This is a genomic window from Roseateles albus (assembly GCF_028595345.1).
Taxonomy (GTDB): domain Bacteria; phylum Pseudomonadota; class Gammaproteobacteria; order Burkholderiales; family Burkholderiaceae_C; genus Paucibacter_A; species Paucibacter_A albus.
Genome location: NZ_JAQQXT010000001.1, coordinates 559030 through 583601, shown reverse-complemented (window position 1 = coordinate 583601; position 24572 = coordinate 559030). Strand labels below are relative to the sequence as shown.

The following is a 24572-nucleotide window of genomic DNA, read 5'->3' as shown; positions in this document are numbered from 1 at the left end:
ATCCTCAGTTCAGTTCAAAGAAAGGCTCGCCGGCCCATGCCTCAGCATCAAGCAATCGAACCCCGCAAGCCCATACAGACCAGACAGCCGATCCCTGCTGCGCGGAAATTCACCTTCAGCGCCCTGTTGCTGATGTCGCTCGCAGCCTGTGGCGGCGGCAACGTCGCTGAAGCCGAGGCGCCTGCGCTGGCAGCGCCTGCAGCCGCCGCTGGCCCGACAGCGCATGCCTTGGCGGCCCCGACCGCAGCGCCCGTCAAAGCCCGAGCACCGCTCGTGGCCCTGGGCGGCAATGCCTACATCACCGCAGCCGGCCCCGACACGACGGAGTGGATCTCGAATGAAGAAGGCCTGATGGACTGGACCGACCCGGCCACGGTGATCAGCACTTATGTGCGCGTCGCGCAGCCGGGCAAGTTCAATATCGTGCTCAAGGGCAGTGCGCCGGCTGGCGGCGTTAGCACGCTGCGCATCACGGCGCTGGGCAAGAGCTTTACCCAGCGCCTGAATGCAGGCACAGGGCAAGTCACCAGCTTAGCCACCGTGGACGTGGCACAGGCAGGTTACGTCAAGATTGATGTGCAAGGGCTCAAGCGCACCGGCGCAGCGTTCGGCAAATTGACCGCGATCGAGCTGAGCGGCACGGCCGCCACCGGCCTGCAATATGCCAACGCGCCGGACGACTATTACTGGTCGCGCCGTGGCCCCTCGGTGCATCTGTCTTACGCCGTGCCGGCCAATACCGAGTACGCCTATAGCGAGTTGCAGATCCCTGTCGGCGAAGACCCGATCGGCTCCTATTTCATGGCCAATGGCTTCGGCCAGGGCTATATGGGCATACAGGTGAACGGGCCGGATGAGCGCCGCGTGCTGTTCTCGGTCTGGGACCCGGAGGACGGAGGCGGCGGCGGCAAGACCACCTTGGTCAAGAAAGGCCCGGACGTTGTCGTCAATGAATTTGGCGGCGAAGGCACCGGCGGCCAGTCCTACCTGCTCTACCCCTGGGTGGCCGGCAACACCTATAAGTTCATCACCCGGGTGCGGCCCGACGGCCAGGGCGCCAGCCTGTACTCGGCCTGGTTTTTTGCGCCCGAAGACGGCCAATGGCATTTCATTGCGACCTGGACGCGGCCTAACATCACGACTTGGCTGACCGACTTCTATGCCTTTGCCGAGAACTTCGACGGTGACTACGGTTGGCGCGAACGCAAGATGTTGCATGGCCAGCAATGGGCGGTCAACAAAGACGGCAGCTGGAAAGAGCTGAACCGCGCCCGCTTCACGGTCGACGCGACCGGCGACAACAAGCAGCGCCTGGACTATGCCGGTGGCGTCGACGCCAGCGGCAAGTTCTTCTTGCGCAATGGCGGCTTCTTCAATGAAACGGTGACGGCGGGCCAGTACTTCACACGCCCGCTGACCGGCGCCAAGCCCGACGTTCGACTCGATACCCTGCCTTGAACTGAGACGCCCATGATGAAGAAATATCTGTCTCGCTGGAGCTTGGCGCTTGCCGCTGCAGCGTCCATCGCCATGCCCGCAAGCGCCGATGTGCTGACGCTTGATGTCAGCGGCATCAATAGCCAGGACGTGATCGGCTCGGCCGCCAACACCGTCCTGAACGTCAATCTCGGCGCGCTGGCTCATATCAACAGCCTCAGCTGGCAGGTCGATCTGCAGGCCAAGGCCCCGAGTTGGTTGTCAGAGATGCAGCTGAGCCTGAGCGGCTCACAGACCAGCAGCGCCGGCCTGCTGTTTGCGCCCGGCGCCGGCAGCGACTTTGCCGGCAGCCAGTCCTTTACCGGCTCGATTGATTTGCTCGATCAGGGCTTGGACTTCAGCGTCGGCGCCGATGGCGTGCTGCGGCTGGAATTCAGCGAAGCGGCGTCGGATGGCCTGAGCCCCGACGGACGCTGGCAGTCTGGCCGACTCGCCATAGATTGGACGGCCGCCGCTGTGCCAGAGCCGGCCAGTTATGCTTTGCTGGGCTTGGGGCTTTTGCTGCTGGGCAAGCGGCTGCGGCGGGATCGCCCGGCCATTCTCTAAGCACTTGTTTTTGCCGATGCAGCGAAAAAGAGATTCAGACCCGAAACAGAATGATCAGCTTAGGGCGGGCAGTCCTGTGACTCCCATCAAGCTACGCATAGCTTCGGGCGCGTTTGGCGGCTTGGCGCTGTTCATATTGCTGCTGTTATGGGCTTCGCGCCAAACGCTGAGCCTGCACGGTGGCCTGTTCTGGATTGGCGCGAGTCTGAACTTCCTTATATTCGCTCTGGAACCAGCGCGGCTGTTCGGCCCGGCCTTCGGGGAGCGAATGCAGCAAAAACCCTTGACCGCAGCGTTGAATGCCATGACCACCTTGCTATGGCTCTTGGCCGGCCTGGCTTGGTTGTTGGCCCAATTTTGAAATCCATTACCGACCTAGCACCATGAACTTGAACCGTAGAAACTTTGTCTTGTCCTCCGGCGCCGCTGGAGCGAGCTTGGGCTTGCTGAAGACCGCGTCCGCAGCCACCCGCCCGCGCCTGCGCGTGGGCCTGATCGGCACCGGCATGCGGGGTCAGGTCTTGCTGAAGGAGCTGCTGCGTCGCGAAGACGTGGACGTGGTGGCGCTGTGCGATATCGAGCCCATCATGTTGGGCCGCGCCTTGGCGATGGCCGAGAAGTACAAACGCCCCAAGCCGCAGACCTTTGGCGAGGGCGGAGACAAGCTGGCCTATTTGCAATTGCTGGCGCAAAAAGACCTCGACGCCGTCATCATCGCCACACCTTGGGAGCTGCATGCGGCGATGTCCATCGCGGCGATGGAGGCAAAGGTCGCGGTCGGCTGCGAGGTGGTGGCCGGCATCACGCTGCAAGATCACTGGGATGTGCTGCGCACCCAGCAGCGCACCGGCACGCCCTATATGCTGCTGGAGAACGTCTGCTACCGGCGCGATGTGATGGCGGTGCTGCAGATGGTGCGCGCGCAGATGTTCGGCGAGCTGGTTCATCTGCAAGGCGGCTATCAGCATGATCTACGCGCAGTCAAATTCAATTCCGGTGACCCGGCCAAGCCCTATGGCGGCGGCGTCGAGTTTGGAGACAAGGGCTGGTCGGAGGCGCGCTGGCGCACGCAACATGCGGTCGATCGCAATGGCGAGCTCTACCCCAGCCACGGCATCGGCCCCTGCGCGATGTATACCAATATCCACCGTGGCAACCGCTTCACGCATATCAATGCCTTCGCCAGCAAGGCGCGCGGTCTGCACGACTTTGTCGCCAACAAGATGGGCAAGCCCGAGCACCCCTCGGCCAAGGTCAATTTCAAGCTCGGCGACATCGTCACCACCAGCTTGGCCTGCGAGAACGGCGAGACGATTCTCTTGCAGCATGACACCTCGCTGCCGCGCCCTTACTCGCTGGGCTTCCGGGTGCAGGGCACGAACGGCCTGTGGATGGACCTGAACCACTCGGTGCATATCGAGGGCATCAGCAAGCCGCATGAATGGGAGGACTTCCAGGCCTACCAGGACAAATTCGAGCATCCGCTGTGGAAGAAGCATGCGGCCACTGCAGCCGAGGCCGGCCACGGTGGCATGGACTGGTTTGTCGTCAATGCCTTTATCGAAGCGCTCAAAGCCGACGCGCCCATGCCCATCGACGTCTACGACGCGGTGGCCTGGAGTGCCATCACGCCGTTGTCCGAGCAGTCGATTGCCGAGGGCTTCAAAACCCTCCCCTTCCCCGACTTCACGGAAGGGCAGTGGAAGACGCGCAAGCCGATCTTTGCCTTTGGCGACAAGTACTGAGTCGGCCGGCGGCATGCGGCCACGCTTGTTCAAGAGCTGCCTGATCGCTGGGCTGCTGGCCGTGAGCGCGGCTCAGGCCGCGGCCGCCAGCTTCACGCTGGGTCGCGATGAGTTTCTGCACAACGGCCAGCCCATGCAGGTGATCGGCTGCGAGATGCACCCTGCGCGCATCCCGCCCGAATATTGGCAGCACCGTTTGCAGATGGCGCGTGCAATGGGCTGCAACACCGTGCCCATCTATTTGTTCTGGAATCATCACGAGGCGGTCGAGGGCAAGTTTGATTTCAAGACCGGCAGCCGCCATATCGCCCGTTTCGTGAAGCTGGCGCAAGCCGAGGGGCTGCTGGTCTTGCTGCGCCCCGGCCCCTATGTCTGCGGCGAATGGGATCTGGGCGGTCTGCCGCCCTATTTGCTCAAGCATGCCGACATCGGCCTGCGCGGCATGGACCCGCGCTATATGCAGGCGGTGCGACGTTATGTGAAGGCCGTGGCAAAGGAATTTGCGCCGCTGCAAATGACACGCGGCGGGCCGATTGCGATGCTGCAGATTGAGAACGAGTACGGCAGCTACGCCAATGACCGCGCCTATTTGAAGGAATTGGCGGCGCTGTGGCGCTCGAACGGTATCGAGGTGCCCTTCTACACGGCCGACGGCCCGACGCCGCAGATGTTGGCGGCCGGCAGCCTGCCCGGCGCCGCGGTCGGCCTGGACTCGGGCAGCGAGGCCGCGCATTTCGAGTTAGCCCAGCAGATCAATCCCGGCGTGCCGGTGTTCAGCAGCGAAACTTATCCCGGCTGGCTGACGCATTGGGGCGAGGAATGGGCGCGGCCCGGCAGCGAGGAATTGCTGGCCGACGTCACCTACCTGCTCAAGGCGGGCAAGTCCTTGAGCTTTTACGTCGCCCATGGCGGCACGAACTTCGGCTTCACCGCCGGCGCCAACTCGGGCGGCAAGGGCTATGAGCCCGACGTCACCAGCTATGACTACGATGCGCCCATCGATGAGCAGGGGCGGCCCAGGGACAAGTTCTTTCAGCTACGCGACTTGATCGCGAAAGAGACCGGCCGCAAACCGGCCGAGCTGCCCGCGCCGATTCCGACCATGACGCTGGCGCCTGTGCAGATGACAGCCTTTGCGTCGCTGTGGCAGGCGCTGCCCGCCCCGCGACAGGCTTCGCATCCCAAACCTTTTGAAGCGCTGGGGCATTACCAAGGCTTGATGCTTTACAGCACCCGCCTGATCGGCGCACGCAGCGGCAAGCTGGTGCTGAATGGCCTGCATGACCTGGCCAGCGTCTATTTGGACGGCCAACTGATCGGCCACCTGGACAGGCGCTTGGGAGAGAACAGCCTGGAACTGCCGGCCACCGAAAACGCTGAACCCTTGCTGGAAATCATGGTCGAGGCGATGGGGCGCATCAACTTCGGCCCGGCCTTGGTCGACCGCAAGGGTCTGACCGAGCGCGTCACGCTGGCCGGCATGACCTTGATGAACTGGCAGATGCGTCCGCTGCCGCTGCACGAAGACTGGGTGCAAAAGCTTCAATCGCTGCCCGAGGCAAGACTTGACCCCAAGCCGGGCCGCTTCTTCAAGGCCAGCGTCTCTATCGAGCAGCCGGCCGACACCTTTCTCGACCTGAGCCAGTTTGGCAAGGGCATGGTCTGGGTCAACGGCCACAATCTGGGCCGCTTCTGGCAGCTCGGCCCGCAGCAGCGCCTCTATCTGCCCGCGCCCTGGCTGCGCCGGGGCAGCAACGAGATCATCATCTTGGACCTGCGCAGCAACGCGGGCGGCGCGATCAGCGGGCATAGCGCCATGAGGCCGTAAATCCAGCAAGTGCGCGGCTATCATGCCCCTGGTGTTTTTTCCCTATGGGGGGACCGATGCGCGGCGTGGCGGTTTTTGTGACCGGACTATTGTTTATTGCAGCTGCGCAGGCTGCGGGCAGCGCGCGGCCGGCTTTGCGGGTCATCGTCGACAGCAGCACCGAAATGCCTTGGGCGCAGCTGCAGGCGGATCGAGTGACGGCCGGCCTTCACCATGACCTGGGCCTGGCCTTGGCCGAGCAACTCGGGCGTGAGGCGCAGTTCCTGGTGCTGCCCCGCAAACGCATGGCCACCGCCCTGGAGCAAGGCCAGGGCGATATTGTTTGCGCGCTGGTGCCGAAGTGGTTTGCCGGCCCGTTTGACTGGAGTCAGCCCATGCTGCCGGACGGCGTGCTGATTCTGAGCGCGGCCCGCGCAAAGCGGCCGAGCACGGTGAGCGATTTACGCGGGCTGACGATTGGTACCGTCAATGGTTTTGTCTACCCCGAACTTGAGCAGGCGCTGGGCAGCGGATTTGTCCGCGAGGACGCGCCCAACGCAGGCGCCAATCTGCGCAAGCTCAATCAAGGCCGCATGGACTATGCCGTCAGCAATCAGCGCTATGTGGAATTCCAGCGCCGGCAAGGTGTGCTGAGCCTGGCCCTGCATCCGGACTTTGTGCTCTCGCGCCACACCAACTCCTGCGCGCTGTCCCGCCGCAGCGAGGTGAAGTTGGAGCAGCTGAACCAGGCCATCACCGCCTTGGAGAAAAGCGGCGCCCTCAGCCGCATGGCCGACGCCTACCGCTGAGCGCGCCGCTCCGTTCATCGCTGCCAAGCCCATTTCACGCAGCCAGGCCCGCGCTTCGTCGCCTGCTTCTAGCGCTGCGTGCGGGCTTTGCAGACACTGCAGACATTGCAACAGAGGAGTAGCCCTCTCAACACCAAGGAGCCGCAGCCATGAACACCCGCCAGCCCACCCAGCTTTTGACCACCTGCTTGACCGCCCTCGGCGCCATTGCCGCATCGGCCGTACTCGGCATGAATCTGGCTGCGCAGGCCGATCAGGCCGCCAGCCCTCAGCAGGTAGAACAGCGGCAGGCGCGTGAGCTGACAGCCCAGACAAACGAGCTGCCCACGGTGCTGATTGAAGGCCGCCGTCAGGTCTAACCCGGCTAGAAAGCTGATCGCTGACAAGTAATATCGCCACCTCAAAAGGGGTGGTATGGCGAATATTTCAGATAAGTCGGCAGCGATCCGGCGGCATGCACTGGGCTTGGCACTGCTGGCGCAAGTTTTGGTCCTAACGGCTTGCGGCGGCGGTGGTGGCAGCGACAGCCCGCCGCCCACGCCCGATCCGGCCCCATTGCCGGTGCCGCCCCTGAGCGCCGAATGCCTGCCCGGCTCGGTGGCAAAGCTGGCGCAAGACGGCGCAGCGTTGCCGGGAGCTAACACCGAGATTGCCCTGCTTGCCTGCAGTGGAAAAACCCTCAAGGCGCTGAGCTGGCGGCAGACCGGCGGCAACGCGCTGAACCTTCTCTCGGCGCGCTCGCAGGCCATCACGCTGCAGCCCGCCCCTGGCGAGACCTACCGATTCGAGCTGAGTTACCAAGATGGCCAAGGCGGCAACTTCAGCCACAGCCTACAAGTGCAGGCCGTTGCGGCACCCAGTACCGATGCACTGACGCTGCGCGGTGAGCCCTCGGTGATGGCCGGTGGCAAGACTTCGCTGCGCGCCACCCACGCCAAGCTCAGCGAAACCGATTGGGAGACGGCCACCGTGCAGTGGACTCAGCTGGCCGGCCCGCCCGTGAACCTGGGCGAGACCAACACGCGCCGCGTGGTGTTCACCGCGCCGGCCACGGCAGCAGACACCATGCTGCGCCTGCAGGCCAGCATCACCCTGGCCAGCGGCGCCAAGCTCAGCGGGCATTTCAATTTGCTGCTGCAAGCGCCGCCGGCCGACGCGCCTGCCGACGCGCTATTCGGCGCCAAAGACCCGGCCAGCCGCGTCTACCCTTATCTGGCGCAAGGGCCCTACGCGACAGCGCTGGACGAGTGCATCTACAGCCCGCGCCTGAGCAATGCCAATCTGTGTACCTTGGGCAAGCTGCCTCTGCTGGGCCAGGCCACCGGTGGCCAAGTGCCGACGGTCGAGCAGGTGATGCAGCGCGTGCTGGTGTCCAACGACTGGATGGGCGAGGTGTTCGAACGCTTCTTGCGCGAGCAAGACCCCTACGGGGACTACCGCCGCATGTTGGCCAGCGTCACGGCCATCGTCATAGGCGGGCGGGTGCGGCCGGCTTTTTACTGGAGCGCCACCGGCGCCATCTATCTCGACGCCAGCAGCCTGTGGCTCACGCCCGAACAACGCGACACGGTCAGCGAGTCACCCGACCCGCGCAGCAACAACGGCGTGCTGCTTAGCTACGCTACGCCTTGGCGTTATGTGAAGGACAACCAGCACGCCTACAACAGCCTGGCCCGCGAGCCGCGCCTGAGTCGGCCCTTGAGCGAGGTGGTCTACGCGCTGGGCAGCTTGCTCTATCACGAGCTGACCCATGCGGCCGACTTCATGCCGCCGCACCTGCACGCCACGCTGCCCACCGACAAGCGCGTCTACCAAGCCGGCCCCGCACGGGGCTTGTCGCAAAAACTGTACGAGCAGTTCCCTTTTTACTCCCACGAGCTGCAGGGCTTGGCCAAGGTGCTGTCCTTTGGCGCCGCGCCTAGCGCGCTGCAGATCGCCTACGCCCCAGCCGACATCGTCCACTTCTTCAGCGCAGACCGCGTCAACGACGACTACGCCTACTCGGTGCCCGATGGCCAGAGCTTCTCGCGCGAGGACGCGGCCATGCTTGCGGAAGAAGCCATGATGCAGCTGCGCTATGGCGTGCTGCGGGACTATGCGGTGACGAACAAGCTACTGGACGGCGCCCTCAGCGCCGATCTGAGCGTCAGCTGGGGCCAGCGCGGGCGCATCGGCGAGGCGGCGATCAAGCCGCGCGCCAAGCTGGTTTTGGCCGAAGCTCTGCCCTGGGTCGATATGGGCCTGGTCGACACACTGGCGCCGCCCTTGCTGCTGCGCGCCGGGCAGACCTGGGGTGCCAACTTGGATCAGGCCGCCCTGGCCGCCGGCAAGGCACGGCCGCTGTCGGCCCAGCAGCGCCTGAATGAGAAGGAACAAACGACCCGCGAGCTGCGTTCGCGCTGAGTCTTAGCGTGACAGCTCGCTGGTGAGCGTGGGCTTGGCCAGATATTGGTGCAAAAAGGCCAGCATCTGCGGCCATGCATCGGCCTGCGCTCGCGCATCAAGGGCCGGGCTGCCGCCCAGCTTCATAGGGCCGAGGTTGTGGCCGGTGGTCGGCGCCCAGCCGCTGGCCGACAGCGCATGGCCGGCGCCGGGGTAGATCAAGTTGATGGTGGGCAGGCCCAGCGCTTTTCGGCTGGCCTCGATATTGCGAGCCATGCCGGCCGAATCCCACATCTGGTCATCGCCGCCGGCAATCATCAACAAGGGGCCAGCATAGTTCTCGACCGGGATGCGCGCCGCCGCCAGCCGCTCGGGGTGGGCCACCCGGCCCTGGTCCATGGGCCGGCGGATATGCACACCTGTGCCGCTGGCGAAGCCGGCCATCTCCTCAGCCATGCCCTTGTAGGGCTGCCAGGCCAGCGGCTTGCCCTTCCAGGCAAAGGACGAGTGCGTATCCGCCTGCGGCACGCCCATGCCCCAACCTTCCCAGACCACATCGCTGGGCACATAGGCAACGACGGCGCGTATCCAGCTCATCCGCGCGGCGGCCGCCAGCGCGAACTCCGCCCCCTTGGACACGCCGTAAACGGCGATGCGCTCGGCGTCGACCTCGGGCTGGCGGGCCAGCCATTCGCGCGCCTGGTTCAGGCGCTCCAACTCGATGTCGGCGAAGGAGCTGGGCAGCGTCGGCAGCTCGGCCGGCTCCATGCCCTGTGCGCCCCAAGTCGGCGGCGAATAGTAGGGCAAGCCCAGCACCGCATAGCCCTGCGAGGCCAGCAGCGGCGCGGTCGTGCGGGCGGCGATGGAGCCGCCTTCCGAGCCGCCCAGCACGATGATGGCGCCGCGCTTGTGTGCGCCCGGCCCTAGGCAAAAGCGGGCACCGGGAAAGTCGGCCACCGGCCGGCTCTGCACCTCGGGCGCGAACGGCCGCAGCACGAGCTTCTTCTCCACCAGCAAGCGCTCACCGGCAAAGGCCTGCAGCCAGACCTCGCCTTGCTGCTTGGGGTCCAGCGGCGGCAAGGCGGCCGACGGCGCGGTCAGCTGCATGGACCAGAACAGCCCGCGCACATCGGCGCCGCTGTAGCTTCCCCTGTCGGGCGCTCGGGCGGCCAAGTCCAGCTCGCCAGCGGCATTGCTGGTGAACCAGGCTTGAGCCTGATGGGGCTGCTGCGGGCCCATACCGCGCGCCAGCCGGCTGCTGACAATGCGTATCGAAGTCAGCGGCGGCAGCTCACTCAGGCGCAGGCTCAAGGCCGTGCCCTCCACGACCTCGGCGGCCGGGCTGACGTGAATCTGCTGGGCCAAGGCCGGCAGACTGAGGGACAAAGCGACCGCGGTCACGGTGCATGTGATTTTGAAGTTAGCCATGGGGAACACCTGCTGAGTGAATCGAGTCTTCACTGTAGGAAGGCGCACCGCAATTGGCCGGCGCCAATCGACGAATCAACCGAGCGAGCGACGAATCGCCAGCCCGACACCCAACTCAAGCTTGCGCAAACTCGCGCAACATCTCCAGCACCGGCCGCGCCGCCGGCGCCATCAGCGCTGGCTCCGGGTAGACCAGCACCAGCTCGCGCGTCATCGCAGGCAGCAGCGGGCGCAGCTGCATGCGCTCGTGCAGCGACAGCACCTGCGGCGCATCAAACGTGTCCTGCGGCATCACCGAAGCGCCATAGCCGGCCACCACCATGCTCTTGATGGCCTCGGTGTAATTGAGCTCGATGCGGGTCACCGGATTGAAGCCGGCCTGGCCGAACCAGGCCATGGTGTGGCGGTACATCTGGGTCGAACTTTCGTTCAGGATCAAGGGCTTGTCGGCCAACCACGCGGGCGTGACTTCGTCCGGCACATCCCAGTCCGGCGGCAGATAGGCCAGCACAGGGTCGCTGCGCCAGGGCTCGCTTTGTTGGCCATGGTCGGGCGGCAGCGGCAAGGTCACCAGGCCCAGATCCTGGCGGCCCTCGCGCAGCGCCGCCAAGGTGTGATGGGTGCCCAGCACTGCCACCTCGACCTCGATCTCCGGGTGAACTTCTTTCAAGCGCGCCAAGACCTGGGGCAGCAGATAGACCAGCACGCCGGTCTGCGTGGCCAACCTCACCTTGCCGGCCCGCCCGCGCGCATGGCGAGCGACCAGCTCGATGGCGGCATCCGCATCGCGCAGCAAGGCCCTGCCGCGCTGCACCAAGACCTGGCCTGCCGAGGTCAGCTGCGCGCCTCGCTTGCCGCGCAGCAGCAGCGTGGCATCCAGCCGTGACTCCAACTCGCTGATGTGCAGGCTGACGGTAGGCGCCGCCAGGTGCAAGGCCTGCGCGGCGGCCGCAAAAGTGCCCAGATCGGCAATCGCCACCAAGGTTCGCAGCTGGTCCAAGTTCAATGCACGCATCAGTTTTTCTGAATTCGACATTCAGATGATTCAACTTTTCAAACCATACCTCAAATCGGAAGATGCACAGCAAGACAACGGAGCAAGACCATGCAAAACCTCAAAAACACCTTCCCCCTTCTGCAAAGTCTGTACGCAGCTTGGCTGCAGCGGCGTCGCGATGCACGCATGCGGGCCGAGCTGCTGGGTCTTGAGGGCCGCGAATTGGCGGATCTCGGCGTGGGGCGGGGCGAGCTGGAATTTCTTCTTCTGCACAAAGGCGACTGAAGTCGCCAAATCGTCGCGGGCGGCACTCACAATCGGCTCAAGACAAGGAGCCAAATGATGAGTTTCAGCCCGCCGTTTTTTGCCCCCATGCAGTACCACGACGCCGCCGCCGCGCTGGCGCAAGCCCAGCAAATCTATGCCACCAGCGTCCAGCATTTGCGCGCCGCCCTGCAGCGCTTTGTGGCCGGCGAAGAATTGCCCAAGGTGCGGGCCTGCTATCCCTTTGTGCGCCTGCGCCTGCGATCCAACAACCATGCCGCGCCGCCCGATTCGCGCTTGGCCTTCGGCTTTGTTGACGGCATTGGCAGCTATGAAACCACGCTGACCCGGCCCGATCTTTTCGCCGATTACAACCTGCGGCAATTCCAATTGCTGCTGGACAACCATGGCGAAGCGCTGGAGGTGGGCAGCAGCAACCAACCGATTCCACTGCACTTTGCGCTGGGCGAGCAAGAGCATTTCGAAGGTAGCTTGACGCCAGAGCGCCGCCGACTGCTGCGCGATCTGTTCGACCTGCCCGACCTGGCTGCGATGGACGACGGCATCGCCAATGGCACGCAGGAACTCAGCGCCGGCGCCGCTCAGCCCTTGTCGCTCTTCACCGCGCCCAGGGTCGACTATTCGCTGCACCGACTGCGCCACTACACCGGCACAAGGGCCGAGTATTTTCAGAACTTCGTGCTGTTCACCAACTACGCTTTTTACATCGACGAGTTCGTGCGCATGGGGCGGGAGCTGATGCAGCGCGCCCCCGACCCTACCCAGCCGCATGAGCTGGACGACTGCATCGCCTTTGTTGAACCAGGTAATTTGTTAACTCGGCGCACCGGCTTGAGCGCCGAGGCCGAGGATGCGCTCGGCGCGGCTTTGCCGCGTCTGCCGCAGATGCCCGCCTACCACCTGATCCGACGCGACCACAGCGGCATCACCATGGTCAATATCGGTGTCGGCCCGGCCAATGCCAAGACCATGAGCGACCATGTGGCGGTCTTGCGCCCGCATGCCTGGTTGATGCTGGGCCACTGCGCCGGCCTGCGAACCAGCCAGCAGCTGGGCGACTATGTACTAGCGCATGCCTATGTGCGCGAGGATCATGTGCTGGACGAAGAGCTGCCGCTGTGGGTGCCTATCCCGCCGCTGGCCGAGATTCAAGTCGCTCTGGAGCAGGCCGTGGCCGACGTGACCCAGCTCAGCGGCTTCGAGCTCAAGCGCGTCTTGCGCACCGGCACCGTTGCCTCGACCGACAACCGCAACTGGGAGCTACTCCCCAACGACCGCCACGGCGGCCCAGAGCGCCGCTTCAGCCAGACGCGTGCGATCGCGCTGGACATGGAAAGCGCCACCATCGCCGCCAACGGTTTTCGCTTCCGCGTGCCCTATGGCACTTTGCTGTGCGTCAGCGACAAGCCGCTGCATGGCGAGATCAAGCTGCCCGGCATGGCCGACCAGTTTTACCGCGCCCGCGTTGACCAGCATCTGCGCATCGGCCTGCGCACGGTCGAGTTGCTGCGCGCCGGGCCCTTGAGCCAGTTACACAGCCGCAAATTGAGAAGTTTTGCGGAGGTGGCGTTTCAGTAGAGCGAATTGCACGGATAAAGCCCTGCTGTGCATTGCGCTCCGCTGGCCCAATCGTCCAATGGAATTTTGGTCAGTTTCGTGCCCGTCGCAGTCAAACAGAATTGACGCTGTGGCCAAGCAACCCGGACTCTTCCTTCGCACCCGCCCATAGAAAACCGGCCACATGAGCCGGTTCTGTGGGTAGGCCAAAGCCTGCGTCTACTGCTGCTTGTTGCGGCGGCGAGCAATACCAGCGACAAGACCAAGACCGGCGAGCAGCAAGGCGGTGGAAGCGGGCTCGGGCACGGCCGAGGCGGTCAGACGAAAGGCCATGTCCATGCCGCCGGGCCAACCACGGTCAGCAATGTCGTAGCTGCCCATGAAGCCGTAGAGGTAGAAGGCGCCGCCGCTATAGGGATTGGGCTGGGCAGGCGTGGTGGCCATTTGCACGCCCAAGCCTGCATTCGACCCGACATCTGGCAGCTCGCCCTGCTTGGTGATGAACAGCGCGGTGTAGCGCGCTCCCGGCACCAGTGGCGCAGCACCGAGATCAAAGTCCAGCAGGCCACGACGATTGGCCGCGCCCGCCTCGATCCAGGCCGTGGCCGCCACGAGAGGGCTCAGATTGCCGGGCTCACCAGCGTGCAGCAGCAGATCAACAGCGATTCGCCCCGTGCTGGGTGCCACATAGAACAGGCTGAACACCGTGCGCTCATCAAGCGCCGTAAACGATTGGGCGACACCGCGCCACACATTGCCGTACTCAGGCTGATTGTTAGCCATGTGGTAGTAGCCGTAAGCGTTGCCTGGCGGCAGCTCAAAGGTCGCCGCCTGGGCAGCAGGGGCGGTGAAGGTGAAGGCGAAGGCGGCGGCGGCCAGGGCTGATGCGGTAAAGCGCTGCATGGGATTCCTCCTTGAAGTTCATGGGGCGTGGGGGGCGCTTGACTCTAGCGGTCCAACTGTCCAGTTGACCGGACGGTTTCTGTGACCCAAGGGAAACCCCGGATGAGCTCTGGCCGGAAGCCTTGCCGCTTTGAGCCAAGATGCGCTGCTGAAGCTTCCCCGCCGGCGGTTAGCGCCAAGTTGACCGACAGGTGACCTTAAGACGAGGAGATGAAGGGATGGGGGATACGTGATGGCATTGAACGCACTGGGCTGCTACCTGCGCAAAAGAGCGCATGAAATCGAGATTTCACTGGCGGAGCTGGCGCGGCGCGCGGGCGTGAGCCGCCAGACGCTGCACACCGTCAGCAACAGCATGGCGCGCCTGCCTGAGATGGAGACCCTGGTAAAGCTGGGCGTGGCCCTGCGCGTGCACCCCCTGCACCTGATCCATCTCGCCTTCGCGGACTATCGGCTGCCACCCGCGATGGAAGCCGGGTCGATGTCGCGCAAGGACGCGAGCATCTTCGTGGCCGATGTGACCATTCCCGACGGCACCTTGGTGCATGCCGGCAGCCGCTTCACCAAGACCTGGGCCGTGCAGAACATCGGCACCGTGGCCTGGCAAGGCCGCCGGTTGGCCTGCATGGACCACGACATCAGCGTCAGCATCCCCACGGGCCCTGTCCAGCCCATGGGCCACCGAATCAAGCCTGCAACTCCCTGGATCGAGGTGCCTCACACCGCGCCCGGTTCGATCGTGGAGTTGAGTATCGACTTCGAGGCGCCTCAGGTGCCGGGCACCTATGTCTCGTACTGGAAATCCCATTTTGCAGATGGCGAACTGTGCTTCCCCGAGTCCGCCGGCCTGTCCTGTGTGGTGCGCGTGATTGCGATGGGCAAAGGTGATCTGACGGCCTACTGATAGGGCCGCAGGAGTGGCACCGAGCCGCGCTCACTTAAGTGTCGGCCGTCCGCGCCAGGGTAATCGCGTGTATCTGTTTCAGCTCACAGCCCACTGGAACCACAACCACCCACGTACCGTTGCGACAGAAGCCGATCTGCTGGTCTTCCCAGCGGCAGCCCCGAGCGTCCCAGTACGCCCGTGCGATGCCCTCGTCGCATGCAAGAGTGTGTTCTGGTATGCAGCACCTCGAATTCCAGATCGACCGCTAGCTCGGCGCGCTTCGAGGCGTTGGCGGCACAGGCCGTGACACAGCTGCCACGTGCTGGCCCTCGACAAACCTGCCTGGGTTTTCGCCACAGTCCCAAGATGAACTTGAATGAGCAAGGTTTGGTGCTCTTATTCCCCTCGTTCGCTGCGCATGTGCGGCGCTTTGACGTGGACTTGTTGGCCGAGGTCTTGAGTATGAAAGCCTGCACCAGCTTTCGAGGTTTCTGTTGGCCGCCGGTTGACTTCAGTTGCGGCCCCTTTGCTGCCGAAACCCCAGGACGACGAGCAAGGAGGCTCTGCGAGACTCTTTGAATTTGACGTCTAGCCCGCCCTACGCCGCTGAATCACTGTGTCTCTTTATTGGATTCAGATTCTTGACGCAAGCCCAGCTCGGGCTGCCAATCCGGATAGAGAATGGCATGTCTCCCCCGAGTGAGCCGCCATGCAATTCGACAACCCGACTCTGTTCAATCTGGCGCTGCTGCAGGCGCTGTCTTCGACCGCCCTGCTCTTGCTGCTGATGGGCTGGCGGCCTAGCCCTGCGGCCGAGCGAGGACATGCATTCATGGGCTTGCAAGCCTTGGGCTGGCTGCTGCTGGCCGGCGCTAACTTGGGCCATGAGCGGCTTTGGCTGAGCTTGGCGATGGCGGCCTTCAGCGCCAGCTTGAGTGCTTTGTGGTGGGCGCTGCAGCGTTGGTTGAAGCCCCACCCGGGTCGGGCCCTGGCCCTACTGGCGCCGCTGCTGATGCCTTTGATCTACGGCCTGCAGTTTGAGGACCTGGGGTTTAGGGCCGCCTGGGCGCTGTATTGGCTGTCGCTGCAACTCGGCCTGCTGGTCTTGTGTCTGGTGTTGCCGAACAAAAGCGCAGAGCTGCACGACATCCTGTCCAAAGCGCCGCCCGAGACCGGGCCCAGCTCGGATACGCGCCGCTGGCGCTCGGTCTTGCTGGCCGGCGTCTTGCCGCTGCTGATGGTGTGCCTGTGGCGGGCCAGCAGCGCCGCTTTCGGGGCCGTGCCGAGCAGCTTGATGGCGCCGGGCGCGGCCAATAGCGCTTTGGCCTTGGCAGTGCTCTGGGGCTTGGGGATGGCGGCACTGGCCATCGTGCTGGCGTGGCGCGGTGAGGCCGAAGCCGAATTGGCGCATTTGGCACAGACCGATAGGCTGACGGGCCTCAGTGACAACCGCGCCTTTGCGGCGCGCTCGGTGGACATGATCTCGGCTGCGCGCCGCCACCAAGAAGAACTCGCCCTGATGCTGCTGGAGATCGACAACTTCAAAGCCATAGAGGCGGAACATGGCGCGGCCGGCGCCGAGCGCGCCTTGGCGCTGTTCAGCAGCTGCGTGCAAGCGCAGATGCGCCTGGGCGACTTGGCCGGCCGCATCGGTGCGGAGAATTTTGGCCTGCTGATGGACCGCTGCGAGTTGCAAGGCCCGCAGGCGATGGACCAGCGCCTGCGCAATGCGCTGAACGCCCGCGCGCAAGCGGAGCTGGGCTACACGCTGAACTTCAGCGCGGGGTGGGCCAAGCTGCGCCATGGTGACCGCAATATCGATGACTTGATGCGGCGCGCCGAGACCGCCTTGTACGAGGCCAAGCGCGGCGGCCATGGCCAGTTGCAGGCCGAGCCTGGTTTAGAAACTTAGAACTTGTCCGGCTGGCACGCGGCTTGCATTAGGGTTAACAGCAGCATCGTCCACGAGACGGCGCTGGGTTTCCTCATGCAAAGGTCTCGAAACAATGCTCACGTCCGCCAACCAATCGGTTTTCTCTACGCTGGCACCCAGCCGGCGCAATTTTGAGGCCCATGCCGCCGCAGGCCAACACGCTCAAACCCAAGCACCGACAGGCATTCGCAAGCTGAGCAGCCACGATCTGCAATGGTTGCCGGCCTTGGCCGATTTGCTGATCGACGGCGTGCACAGAGGCGCAAGTCTGGGGTTTTTGGCCCCCTTGTCGCGCTACGCGGCGATGGAGTATTGGCAGGGCGTATTTGCCCGCCTGGGGCCTCATCACAATCTGTGGATCGCTTGCGCAGCGTCTGAGTCCCATGTCGGAGAGCAACTCTTGGGCGCGGTGCAACTGTCTTTGTGCCCGCGCCTGAACGCGCACCACCGTGGTGAAGTGCAGGGCTTGATGGTGCATAGCCGCGCGCGTGGCCGGGGCGTGGCCAGCCAGTTGATGGCCCGCTTGGAATGCGTGGCGGCATCGCAGGCCCGCACGCTCTTGGTCTTGAAGGCGCCGTCGGCCTCGCAGGCCGAAGCGGTCTGTGTGCATCTGGATTGGCAGCGCGCCGGTGAAATCCCCGACTACAACGCCAGCGCCGACGGCAATTTGCAGGACGCGACGCTTTACTTTAAGCGCCTCAAGGCGCTGCGCTGAACCTGCTGCTCAGATGACGGCCCCGCAAGCGCGCCCACGGCCTTGCGATTTGGCCAGATAGAGCTGCTGATCGGCCGCCACAATCAGCTCCTCGGCCAGGCGAGTGGCGTCGGGCCTGAAGCTCGCCACTCCCAGACTGACGGTCATGACGTCGCAGACATCGGACTCGGCGTGAATGATGTGGGCCGCCCGGATCGCGGCATTCATCTCGCCGGCCAAGCTCAGCGCACCGGCCGCATCGGTGTCGGGCAAGATGCAGGCGAACTCCTCCCCGCCGTAGCGGCTGACCATATCGCCGGGGCGCTTGAGCTGTTTGGCCAAGGTGGTGGCCACCGTGCGCAAGGCCTCGTCACCGGCCAGATGGCCGTAACGGTCATTGAAGCGCTTGAAGTAATCCACATCGGCCACCATCAGCGACAGCATCGTGCCGCTGCGCTTGGCACGTTGAAACTCAAGCGCCAGGCGCTCATCAAAAAAGCGCCGGTTGTAGACGCCGGTCAGGCCGTCGATGAAGACCATCTGGCGCAACAGGTCGCCTTGCAACTTGATCGTCAGATGGGTCTTGACGCGCGCCCGCACCACCGCCGGGTTGAAGGGCTTGGAGATGAAGTCCACCGCCCCGACCTCCAGCCCGAAAGTTTCGGCCTGCGGCTCGCTGTGTGCCGTCACGAACACGACCGGCAGGTCTTGCAACTCGGCGTCGGCCTTGATTTGGCGGCACACCTCATAGCCGTCCATGCCCGGCATCTGTACATCCAGCAAGACCAGATCGGGATGCTTGTCGCGGCATATCGCCAGCGCCTGCGGCCCGGAAGTGGCCATAAACACCTGGTAGTCGGCGGCAAAAACTTGGTAAAGCGCTTGGATATTGACCGGCTGATCGTCGACGATCAAGAGCCGCAGCTTGCGCCCGAGTTGCAGCATCGGGTTGAGCGCGCGGTCCTGCGGGTCAAGGTACTTCGACTGCATCATGCAGGGGTCTCCGCCAGCAAGGCCTCGCACAATTCCTGTGCGCGGCCAAAGTCCAGCGCCGCCATGGCCGCTTCCAGTGCGTCCTGCCCGGCGCCCAGCAAAGCCGGGTAGCGCTCACGTAACTGTGCATGTGCTTCGGTCGCACCCATATCAAAGTCTCTCAATAACTGTATCAATCGGCTCAGCCCGAGCTTGAAGGCCTGAGCGTCGGCGGGCTGCGCCTGTGCCGGCATGGCCGGCTTGGGACCCAAGGCCGACAAATCGTCGGCCAAGCGCAGCATATCTCGGCAAGCGGTCTGGATGTTTCTGTCCAGCTCGCTCAACCAGATGGCACCGAGGCTGTCGCCGCGTTTCAAGACCGTCTCGCCCTCGCCGCCCAGCTCGGCCAACTGGAAGCCGCCCAGCGTGGCCGCCAAGCCCTTGAAGGAATGCAGGGCCATGGCGGCCTCATCGACACGAGCTTCGGCCAACATCGTGCTCAGCTCCGCCGGCAAGGTCTGAGCCGAGCTGGTGAAGGAATGCACCATGCGCCGGAACAAGGCCGTCTTGCCCATGAAACGGTCCATCGCCGCTTGCAAATCAAAGCCCTGCGCGGTGGCGCGGTCGCGCAGCTCCGGCGGCACCGCCAGGCTGGCCAGCTTGGGCACAGCCTTGCCGCCTGCTTCGGCGCCCGCAGCCTCTCCCGCAACATCAGGCGGCCGCGTCAAGCGCAAGAGCAGCGCCACCAGCCGCTCCAGGTCAAAGGGCTTGCCCACATGCTCATTCATGCCCGCCGCCAGGCAGGCCTCGCGGTCGGAGGCCATCGCATTGGCCGTCATCGCCACAATCGGCAGACCGCTCAAGCCCAGCTCTTTGCGGATGATGCCCGTAGCGGTGTAGCCGTCCATCACCGGCATCTGCATATCCATCAGCACGATGTCAAAAGCGCCCGAGTCGGCGCGCAGCAGGTCGACGCCGATCTGGCCGTTATCGGCCAAATGCACGCGTGCGCCCGCGTCCTCCAGCAGCTCCTTTGCGACCTGCTGATTATTGAGGTTATCTTCAACCACCAGGATGCGCATCCCTTGCAGGGGCTTGGGGCCTGCGAAGCTTGCCGCTTTCGGCGCCACGGCCGCTGCGGCCTCACCCGCGCGGGCAGCCTGCACCGCCTCTTGCAGCATCAAGGCCGTCACCGGCTTGACCAAAAAACCGTCCAGCAAGCTTTGCTCGGATTCGCTGCGCTGCGACAGCATCTCGCGCCCATGCGCCGTCACCATCACCAGCAGCGGCATCATGTGCTCGCCGCCCAACTCTCGGATGCGCTGCGCCGTCTCGAAGCCATCCATGCCCGGCATTTGCCAGTCGATCAGCACCACCTCATAGGGCTGCTTCGAATCCACCTGACGCTGCAGCAAGCTCAGTGCAGCGGCTCCAGACGAGGCCAGGTCCACCTGCCAGCCCAGGGCCTCGCTCATATGGCCCAGCACATCGAGCGCAATCGCGTTGTCATCGACGATCAAAGCGCGCAGCGGCGGCTGACTCAAGCCCGACTTGGCATCCATCGGCAAGGCCTCGGCCGCCACCCGCAGGCGGAAGGAGAAGCAGCTGCCCTTGCCCGGTGCGCTTTCCAGCGCCAGCTCGCCGCCCATCAGCTGCACCAGGCGCTGGCTGATGGCCAGCCCTAGGCCGGTGCCGCCGAAGCGCCGCGTGGTCGAGGCCTCGGCCTGCGTGAAGCCTGAAAAAATCTTCGCCTGATGCTCGGGTGCGATGCCAATGCCGGAGTCGCGCACCGCAAATTCGATTTCGACCTCGCTGCCCACCCGACCCAAGAGCCGCGCACTCAGCACCACTTCGCCGCGCTGCGTGAACTTGATCGCGTTGCCGCCCAGATTGATCAAGACCTGCTGCAAACGCATCGCATCGGCATTCAGTACCGGCGGCAAAGCGGGGTCGATATCGAACAAAACCTCCAGCGGTTTGGGTCCGACGTTGGCCGACAAAATCACCGACAGATCGCGGAACAGCTGCTCCAGCGCAAAGGGCTGGGCGTCCAGCGTCATCTTGCCGGCCTCGACCTTGGAGAAGTCCAGAATGTCGTTGAGCAAGCCCAGGAGCGAGCGCGCCGCACCTTCGGTCTTGCTGGCGTAATCATGCTGGCGGGTATCAAGCTCGGTCTTCTGCAGCAGCTTGAGCATGCCGAGAATGGCATTCATCGGCGTGCGGATCTCGTGGCTCATATTGGCCAGGAACTGGCTCTTGGAGCGCGAAGCATCTTCGGCCGCCTCGGTGGCAAGCATCAGATCGGTGATGTCGATACGGAAGCCCACCGTGTGGCCGTCCGCCATCTGGCGCTCGATCACGCGCACCCAGCGGCCGTTCTCGAGCTTTTGCACCAGCATCGAGTCGCCGCTGCGATGGATCGCCAAACGCTCGGCCACCCATTCGTCTATGCGGCCTAGCGCCTCTTTGTATTGCCCACGTTCGGCGCCACCGCGAATGATGTCCTCAAAGCTGGCGCCGGGCACGATCAGATCGGCCGAGGCGGCATACATCTGCCGGTATTTTTCATTGCAAAACACCAGCCGGTCGTCCGGCCCGTAAAGCACAAAGGCCTCGTTGACTGCGTCAATGGCGCCGCGCAGCAAAGCCTCGGCGCGACGTACCTCGGCCTCGGCGCGGTCACGCTCGCCGACGTCCATATAAGTCGTGACGAAGCCGCCGCTGGGCACCGGGTTGCTGCGCATCTCCAGGCTCAGGCCATTGGGCCTGCGTCTTGCCCATTGATGTGGTGCCGCCATCGCAGCCATCGCTCGTCCATTCGCCTGCTCGATTGCTGCCTCAGTGCTGATGGGCCCATACTCACCCCGCTCGGACATCAGACGAGCTATCCGCTCCACGGTCAGCGGCGCGGCCTTCAAAAAGTCTTCTTCGAGACCGTACAGGTCGGCATAACGGTGGTTATAGATCGCCAGATTCAACTCGGCATCGATCATGGTCAGCCCGCAAGGCAGGCTCTCCAGCACGATACTAAGCAGCTCATTGCTGCGGCGCTGCGCATCCTCCATGCGCTTGCGGTCACTGACGTCGAAATAAGTCGTTACGAAACCGCCGTCCGGCATCGGGGCGCCGCGCACCTCCAGCGTGATGCCATTGGGGCGCTGACGCTCAAACTGATGCACGCTAGGGTGTCGGGCGCGCTCGATGATCTGCAAAACGGTGGACTCGACATCCAGGCCGCGGCCATATTCGCCGCGCTCGGCGTTGTAGCGGATGATGCTCTCGAACGAGGTCGTGGGGCCGGAGAACAAGGCGGCCGGGAAGTCCAGCATCTCAACAAACTGCTGGTTGTGGGCGAGCATATTCAAGTCGGCATCGAACACACTCAAGGCGCAAGGAAGGTTATCGAGCACGCTGCGCAGCACCGCATGGCTGCGCTTGGTTTCGGCTTCCAGCTGGCGCTGCTGCGTCACGTCTTGGTAGGTGCCGACCAGGCGCACCGCGCCGCCGTCATCAAACACCGCCTCGCCGACCGAGCGCACCGATAAAAAGCGCCCCAGCGCTGTTTGCAGGCGCAGATTCAAGTCCCATGACTCGCTGGCCTCGACGGCGCGCCGCATCGCCTCTTGCAAGAGGGCGCGATCCGCCGCCGGGAAGTAGGACAGCGCATGCTCTTGTGTGATCGGCTCCTGGTGCGTGTGGGGGTCCAGGTCATGCAAGCAGTAGGTCTGTGTGGACCAACTCAGCGCCTGGGTCGTGAGATCAAGCTCCCAAGCGCCGAGGCCGGCCAGGCGCTCGGCACGGTCTAGCACCAACTGCTTGTGCTGCAGCAAGTCGGCCGCCACCTTGGCCGCACTGATGTCCATATGCGTGCCGGCAATCCAGAGCGGCTGCCCCTCGGGCGTGCGGGCGTACAGCTTGCCATGCGCCAGCACCCAGACCCAATGGCCGTCGCGGTGGCGCATGCGCAACTCGCAGTCATAAAAACTGGTCTCGCCAAAGAAGTGCCGCATCAACAAATTGCGCGCCTTGGGCATGTCGTCGGGGTGGCAATGGTCCACCCAGGTATCGACATTGATGGGAGCCAGGTCGGCCAAGACATAACCCAGCATCTCGGCCCAGCGCTCGTTGAGGCGCAGCTCGCCGGTGACGATATTCCAGTCCCAGGTACCGGCGTTGGTGCCTTCGATGATGCGGTTGAGGCTCTCTTGCTGCTCGGCCAGCGCCTTAGTCGCCTGCTTGGCGGCGGTGATGTCGGTGCGGATGGAGAAGTATTTTTGAACCTTGCCCTCGGCATCCAGCATGGGCGCAATGATGCTATCGACCCAGTACAAGCGCCCATCTTTGGCACGGTTGCAAATCTCGCCGTGCCAGGATTGGCCGGATGAAATCCTGAACCACAACGCATCCCAGAACTCGGGCTCATGCTGGCCGGAATTGACGATGTTGTGCGGGCTGCCCAAAAGCTCTTCGCGCGAATAGCCGCTGATGCGGCTGAAGGCCGCATTGGCATCGATGATGACGCCGCTCACATCGGTGACCGACACGATCGCATGCTGGTGAATGGTCTCCAGCAAGGCCTTGTTCTCGGCCAGGGCCAGGGCCAGCACCTGCTGGTTGCGCTTGCGCTCGGTGATGTCCAGGCTGATCTCGATAAAGCCGGAATGCTGGCCTTGGGCATCAAATACCGGCTGCACATCGGCCTCGACCCAGTACAGTTCACCGTCGGGGCGGCGGCGCTGGAACTCGCTGCGGCGGCCCGTGCGGTTCATCGCCATGGCGGCCAGATCGGCCGGGCTGAGCGAATCCCGCTCCCCGCTGGCCAGCAGCTCGGCCGGCCTTCGCCCCAGGGCCTGCGCCTCGGTGTAGCCGCTGATACGGGCGAAACCTTCATTCACCCAAGTGATGCAACCCTGCACGTCGCTGGCGATCACGACATTGCTGGTGCCCCGCGCCACGCGGGCCAGGCGTTCAAGATCGGCGGTCATGGCCAGGGCCTTGGCTTCGGCCCGCTCGCGCCCGGAAATCAGCAACCAAGCCGCAAAGGCCAAAGCCAAGCTCAGGGCGGCACCTGTGGCGCCAAGCCAGGCAGCCGAACTTGCGCCCGCCGTGCGGTCAAACTCGGCATTGCTGCCCGTAGCAATCGTCAAGCTGCGCCCGGCAAAGCTCAGCACCCGTGTCGCTTGGAATCGGCGGCTCAGGTCCGAGGGCGACTGAGCGCCGCTGGACTGAAAGGCCAGCGTGGGCGATTCGTCGGGCGGGCTGTCCAGCAATTCAAAGTCAAGCAGGTGGTCGGCCACCTCGGTCACACTCGCAAACAATTCCGCAGCGACGATGGGTGCGTAGACAAAGCCCAGCAAGTCGCGTTCGCGCTCCTCCACTGTTTGCGGATTGCTGCCGCGTTCGTAAATCGGCACCAGCAGCAGAAATCCCGGCCGGCTTTTGGCATCTTGCACCAGCGAGATTTTCCCGCTCAAGGTGTCGGCTCCGCTGCGCAAGGCCCGCTCAGCGGCTTCGCGACGAGTAGCCTCCTGGCCGATATCGAAACCCTGCGCTTGGCGATTTTGAGCAAGCGGCTCGATGTATTTGATGACAAAAAGATCGGCCTCTTGGCCATTGCTGTGCACCGCAAAGTCGGGCGCGCCATCGCGCCGAGCCGCCACCACGAATTGATCGAGTTGCGGGCGCATCACCCGTTCAATAAAGCCGAAACCGCGCACCCCGGGGAACTCGGTCGCCATTTGGCGCGACTCGACATAGGCCCTGAACTCAGTGCGCTCAACCCTGTCGCTGGCCGCAAAAACACCCCGGGCGCCCTTCAGGCCATAGAGCGGCTGGCGCAAGCGACGCTCGACCTCTTGCTGGATACGCTCTGACAGACGCTCAAATCGCGCCTCGGCGCCTCGCTCTGCCTGGGCTTGCTGGGATGCAGCCAACCAATAGGAGAGACCGAAGCCGAGCGACAAGATGAGCGCAATCAAGCCCGGCTTGACCCACCCCACGCCATTGCCCGCCGCCACCCTCCCGGTGCCTGCTTGCGCTGGCAGCGCTTGTGATTCACCGCGTCCTGGGGATTGCTTCAAAGGATTCGCACCTATCGAAAAGGAGATGGCAGGGTCGGGTTTAGTTTAGGG

General features: G+C 64.0%; 18 protein-coding genes. 13 read left to right on the top strand and 5 right to left on the bottom strand.

Annotated features, from left to right (window positions below; all coding sequences use genetic code 11):
* Positions 1-36: 36 nt before the first annotated feature.
* The 8 genes from PRZ03_RS02410 (at position 37) to PRZ03_RS02375 (ending at position 8807) form a co-directional block, all read left to right on the top strand.
* On the top strand, positions 37-1458 hold the full coding sequence (locus tag PRZ03_RS02410) for a DUF3472 domain-containing protein (RefSeq protein ID WP_273598855.1): 1422 nt from the start codon (positions 37-39) through the stop codon (positions 1456-1458).
* Positions 1459-1470: 12 nt separating this feature from the next.
* A complete protein-coding gene (locus PRZ03_RS02405) occupies positions 1471-2043 on the top strand; it encodes a PEP-CTERM sorting domain-containing protein (protein ID WP_273598854.1) in 573 nt (190 codons plus the stop codon).
* Between the two features lie 76 nt (positions 2044-2119).
* The gene (locus PRZ03_RS02400; RefSeq protein ID WP_273598853.1) at positions 2120-2404 is read left to right on the top strand and encodes a hypothetical protein; all 285 of its coding nucleotides are present in this window, start codon (positions 2120-2122) and stop codon (positions 2402-2404) included.
* A 22-nt stretch (positions 2405-2426) separates the two neighbouring features.
* Positions 2427-3788 carry a Gfo/Idh/MocA family protein gene (locus PRZ03_RS02395; RefSeq protein ID WP_273598852.1) on the top strand — a complete coding sequence of 454 codons (1362 nt, stop codon included), beginning with the start codon at positions 2427-2429 and terminating at the stop codon, positions 3786-3788.
* The gene (locus PRZ03_RS02390) at positions 3772-5616 is read left to right on the top strand and encodes a beta-galactosidase (RefSeq protein ID WP_273598851.1); all 1845 of its coding nucleotides are present in this window, start codon (positions 3772-3774) and stop codon (positions 5614-5616) included. The genes PRZ03_RS02395 and PRZ03_RS02390 overlap by 17 nt, the downstream gene beginning before the upstream one ends.
* A 44-nt stretch (positions 5617-5660) precedes the next feature.
* Positions 5661-6404 (top strand): substrate-binding periplasmic protein, encoded by a 744-nt coding sequence (locus tag PRZ03_RS02385; RefSeq protein ID WP_273598850.1) that lies wholly within the window; start codon positions 5661-5663, stop codon positions 6402-6404.
* A 149-nt stretch (positions 6405-6553) separates the two neighbouring features.
* The gene (locus PRZ03_RS02380) at positions 6554-6763 is read left to right on the top strand and encodes a hypothetical protein (RefSeq protein WP_273598849.1); all 210 of its coding nucleotides are present in this window, start codon (positions 6554-6556) and stop codon (positions 6761-6763) included.
* Between the two features lie 55 nt (positions 6764-6818).
* Positions 6819-8807, top strand: coding sequence for a hypothetical protein (locus PRZ03_RS02375; RefSeq protein WP_273598848.1), 1989 nt, complete (start codon positions 6819-6821; stop codon positions 8805-8807).
* Positions 8808-8810: 3 nt separating this feature from the next.
* On the opposite strand, the gene PRZ03_RS02370 is transcribed toward PRZ03_RS02375, so the two are convergent.
* Together PRZ03_RS02370 and PRZ03_RS02365 are read right to left on the bottom strand one after the other, a co-directional pair.
* The gene (locus PRZ03_RS02370) at positions 8811-10214 is read right to left on the bottom strand and encodes an acyl-CoA thioester hydrolase/BAAT C-terminal domain-containing protein (RefSeq protein WP_273598847.1); all 1404 of its coding nucleotides are present in this window, start codon (positions 10212-10214) and stop codon (positions 8811-8813) included.
* Positions 10215-10329: 115 nt separating this feature from the next.
* Entirely contained in the window at positions 10330-11229 is a 900-nt protein-coding gene (locus tag PRZ03_RS02365; RefSeq protein ID WP_273598846.1) for a LysR family transcriptional regulator, read from the bottom strand.
* A 90-nt stretch (positions 11230-11319) separates the two neighbouring features.
* Here PRZ03_RS02365 and PRZ03_RS02360 point away from each other — a divergent pair, with 90 nt between their 5' ends.
* Both PRZ03_RS02360 and PRZ03_RS02355 read left to right on the top strand, forming a co-directional pair.
* A complete protein-coding gene (locus tag PRZ03_RS02360; RefSeq protein ID WP_273598845.1) occupies positions 11320-11496 on the top strand; it encodes a DUF1127 domain-containing protein in 177 nt (58 codons plus the stop codon).
* Positions 11497-11553: 57 nt separating this feature from the next.
* Complete coding sequence (locus tag PRZ03_RS02355) at positions 11554-13074, top strand: AMP nucleosidase (RefSeq protein WP_273598844.1); 1521 nt, start codon at positions 11554-11556, stop codon at positions 13072-13074.
* Positions 13075-13272: 198 nt separating this feature from the next.
* On the opposite strand, the gene PRZ03_RS02350 is transcribed toward PRZ03_RS02355, so the two are convergent.
* Complete coding sequence (locus PRZ03_RS02350; protein ID WP_273598843.1) at positions 13273-13956, bottom strand: PEP-CTERM sorting domain-containing protein; 684 nt, start codon at positions 13954-13956, stop codon at positions 13273-13275.
* 232 nt (positions 13957-14188) lie between these two features.
* Here PRZ03_RS02350 and PRZ03_RS02345 point away from each other — a divergent pair, with 232 nt between their 5' ends.
* The 3 genes from PRZ03_RS02345 to PRZ03_RS02335 all read left to right on the top strand — a co-directional run bounded on the left by PRZ03_RS02345 (position 14189) and on the right by PRZ03_RS02335 (position 17490).
* Positions 14189-14860 carry an NBR1-Ig-like domain-containing protein gene (locus PRZ03_RS02345; RefSeq protein WP_273598842.1) on the top strand — a complete coding sequence of 224 codons (672 nt, stop codon included), beginning with the start codon at positions 14189-14191 and terminating at the stop codon, positions 14858-14860.
* A gap of 691 nt (positions 14861-15551) precedes the next feature.
* Positions 15552-16754, top strand: a complete 1203-nt coding sequence (locus tag PRZ03_RS02340) for a GGDEF domain-containing protein (RefSeq protein ID WP_273598841.1) — start codon at positions 15552-15554, stop codon at positions 16752-16754.
* Between the two features lie 94 nt (positions 16755-16848).
* Entirely contained in the window at positions 16849-17490 is a 642-nt protein-coding gene (locus PRZ03_RS02335; RefSeq protein WP_263534137.1) for a GNAT family N-acetyltransferase, read from the top strand.
* 9 nt (positions 17491-17499) lie between these two features.
* Here the strand turns inward: PRZ03_RS02335 and PRZ03_RS02330 are convergent, their stop codons facing one another.
* Entirely contained in the window at positions 17500-18462 is a 963-nt protein-coding gene (locus PRZ03_RS02330; protein ID WP_273598840.1) for a diguanylate cyclase, read from the bottom strand.
* Positions 18459-24521 (bottom strand): PAS-domain containing protein, encoded by a 6063-nt coding sequence (locus tag PRZ03_RS02325; protein ID WP_273598839.1) that lies wholly within the window; start codon positions 24519-24521, stop codon positions 18459-18461. The genes PRZ03_RS02330 and PRZ03_RS02325 overlap by 4 nt, the downstream gene beginning before the upstream one ends.
* Positions 24522-24572 lie beyond the last annotated feature (51 nt).

Bases quoted from the DNA above. Each gene is read 5' to 3' on its own strand.
- PRZ03_RS02410 (WP_273598855.1), top strand. From the start codon at position 37: ATGCCTCAGCATCAAGCAATCGAACCCCGCAAGCCCATACAGACCAGA.
- PRZ03_RS02405 (WP_273598854.1), top strand. From the start codon at position 1,471: ATGATGAAGAAATATCTGTCTCGCTGGAGCTTGGCGCTTGCCGCTGCA.
- PRZ03_RS02395 (WP_273598852.1), top strand. From the start codon at position 2,427: ATGAACTTGAACCGTAGAAACTTTGTCTTGTCCTCCGGCGCCGCTGGA.
- PRZ03_RS02385 (WP_273598850.1), top strand. From the start codon at position 5,661: ATGGGGGGACCGATGCGCGGCGTGGCGGTTTTTGTGACCGGACTATTG.
- PRZ03_RS02380 (WP_273598849.1), top strand. From the start codon at position 6,554: ATGAACACCCGCCAGCCCACCCAGCTTTTGACCACCTGCTTGACCGCC.
- PRZ03_RS02375 (WP_273598848.1), top strand. From the start codon at position 6,819: ATGGCGAATATTTCAGATAAGTCGGCAGCGATCCGGCGGCATGCACTG.
- PRZ03_RS02370 (WP_273598847.1), bottom strand. From the start codon at position 10,214: ATGGCTAACTTCAAAATCACATGCACCGTGACCGCGGTCGCTTTGTCC.
- PRZ03_RS02365 (WP_273598846.1), bottom strand. From the start codon at position 11,229: ATGCGTGCATTGAACTTGGACCAGCTGCGAACCTTGGTGGCGATTGCC.
- PRZ03_RS02360 (WP_273598845.1), top strand. From the start codon at position 11,320: ATGCAAAACCTCAAAAACACCTTCCCCCTTCTGCAAAGTCTGTACGCA.
- PRZ03_RS02355 (WP_273598844.1), top strand. From the start codon at position 11,554: ATGAGTTTCAGCCCGCCGTTTTTTGCCCCCATGCAGTACCACGACGCC.
- PRZ03_RS02350 (WP_273598843.1), bottom strand. From the start codon at position 13,956: ATGCAGCGCTTTACCGCATCAGCCCTGGCCGCCGCCGCCTTCGCCTTC.
- PRZ03_RS02345 (WP_273598842.1), top strand. From the start codon at position 14,189: ATGGCATTGAACGCACTGGGCTGCTACCTGCGCAAAAGAGCGCATGAA.
- PRZ03_RS02340 (WP_273598841.1), top strand. From the start codon at position 15,552: ATGCAATTCGACAACCCGACTCTGTTCAATCTGGCGCTGCTGCAGGCG.
- PRZ03_RS02335 (WP_263534137.1), top strand. From the start codon at position 16,849: ATGCTCACGTCCGCCAACCAATCGGTTTTCTCTACGCTGGCACCCAGC.
- PRZ03_RS02330 (WP_273598840.1), bottom strand. From the start codon at position 18,462: ATGATGCAGTCGAAGTACCTTGACCCGCAGGACCGCGCGCTCAACCCG.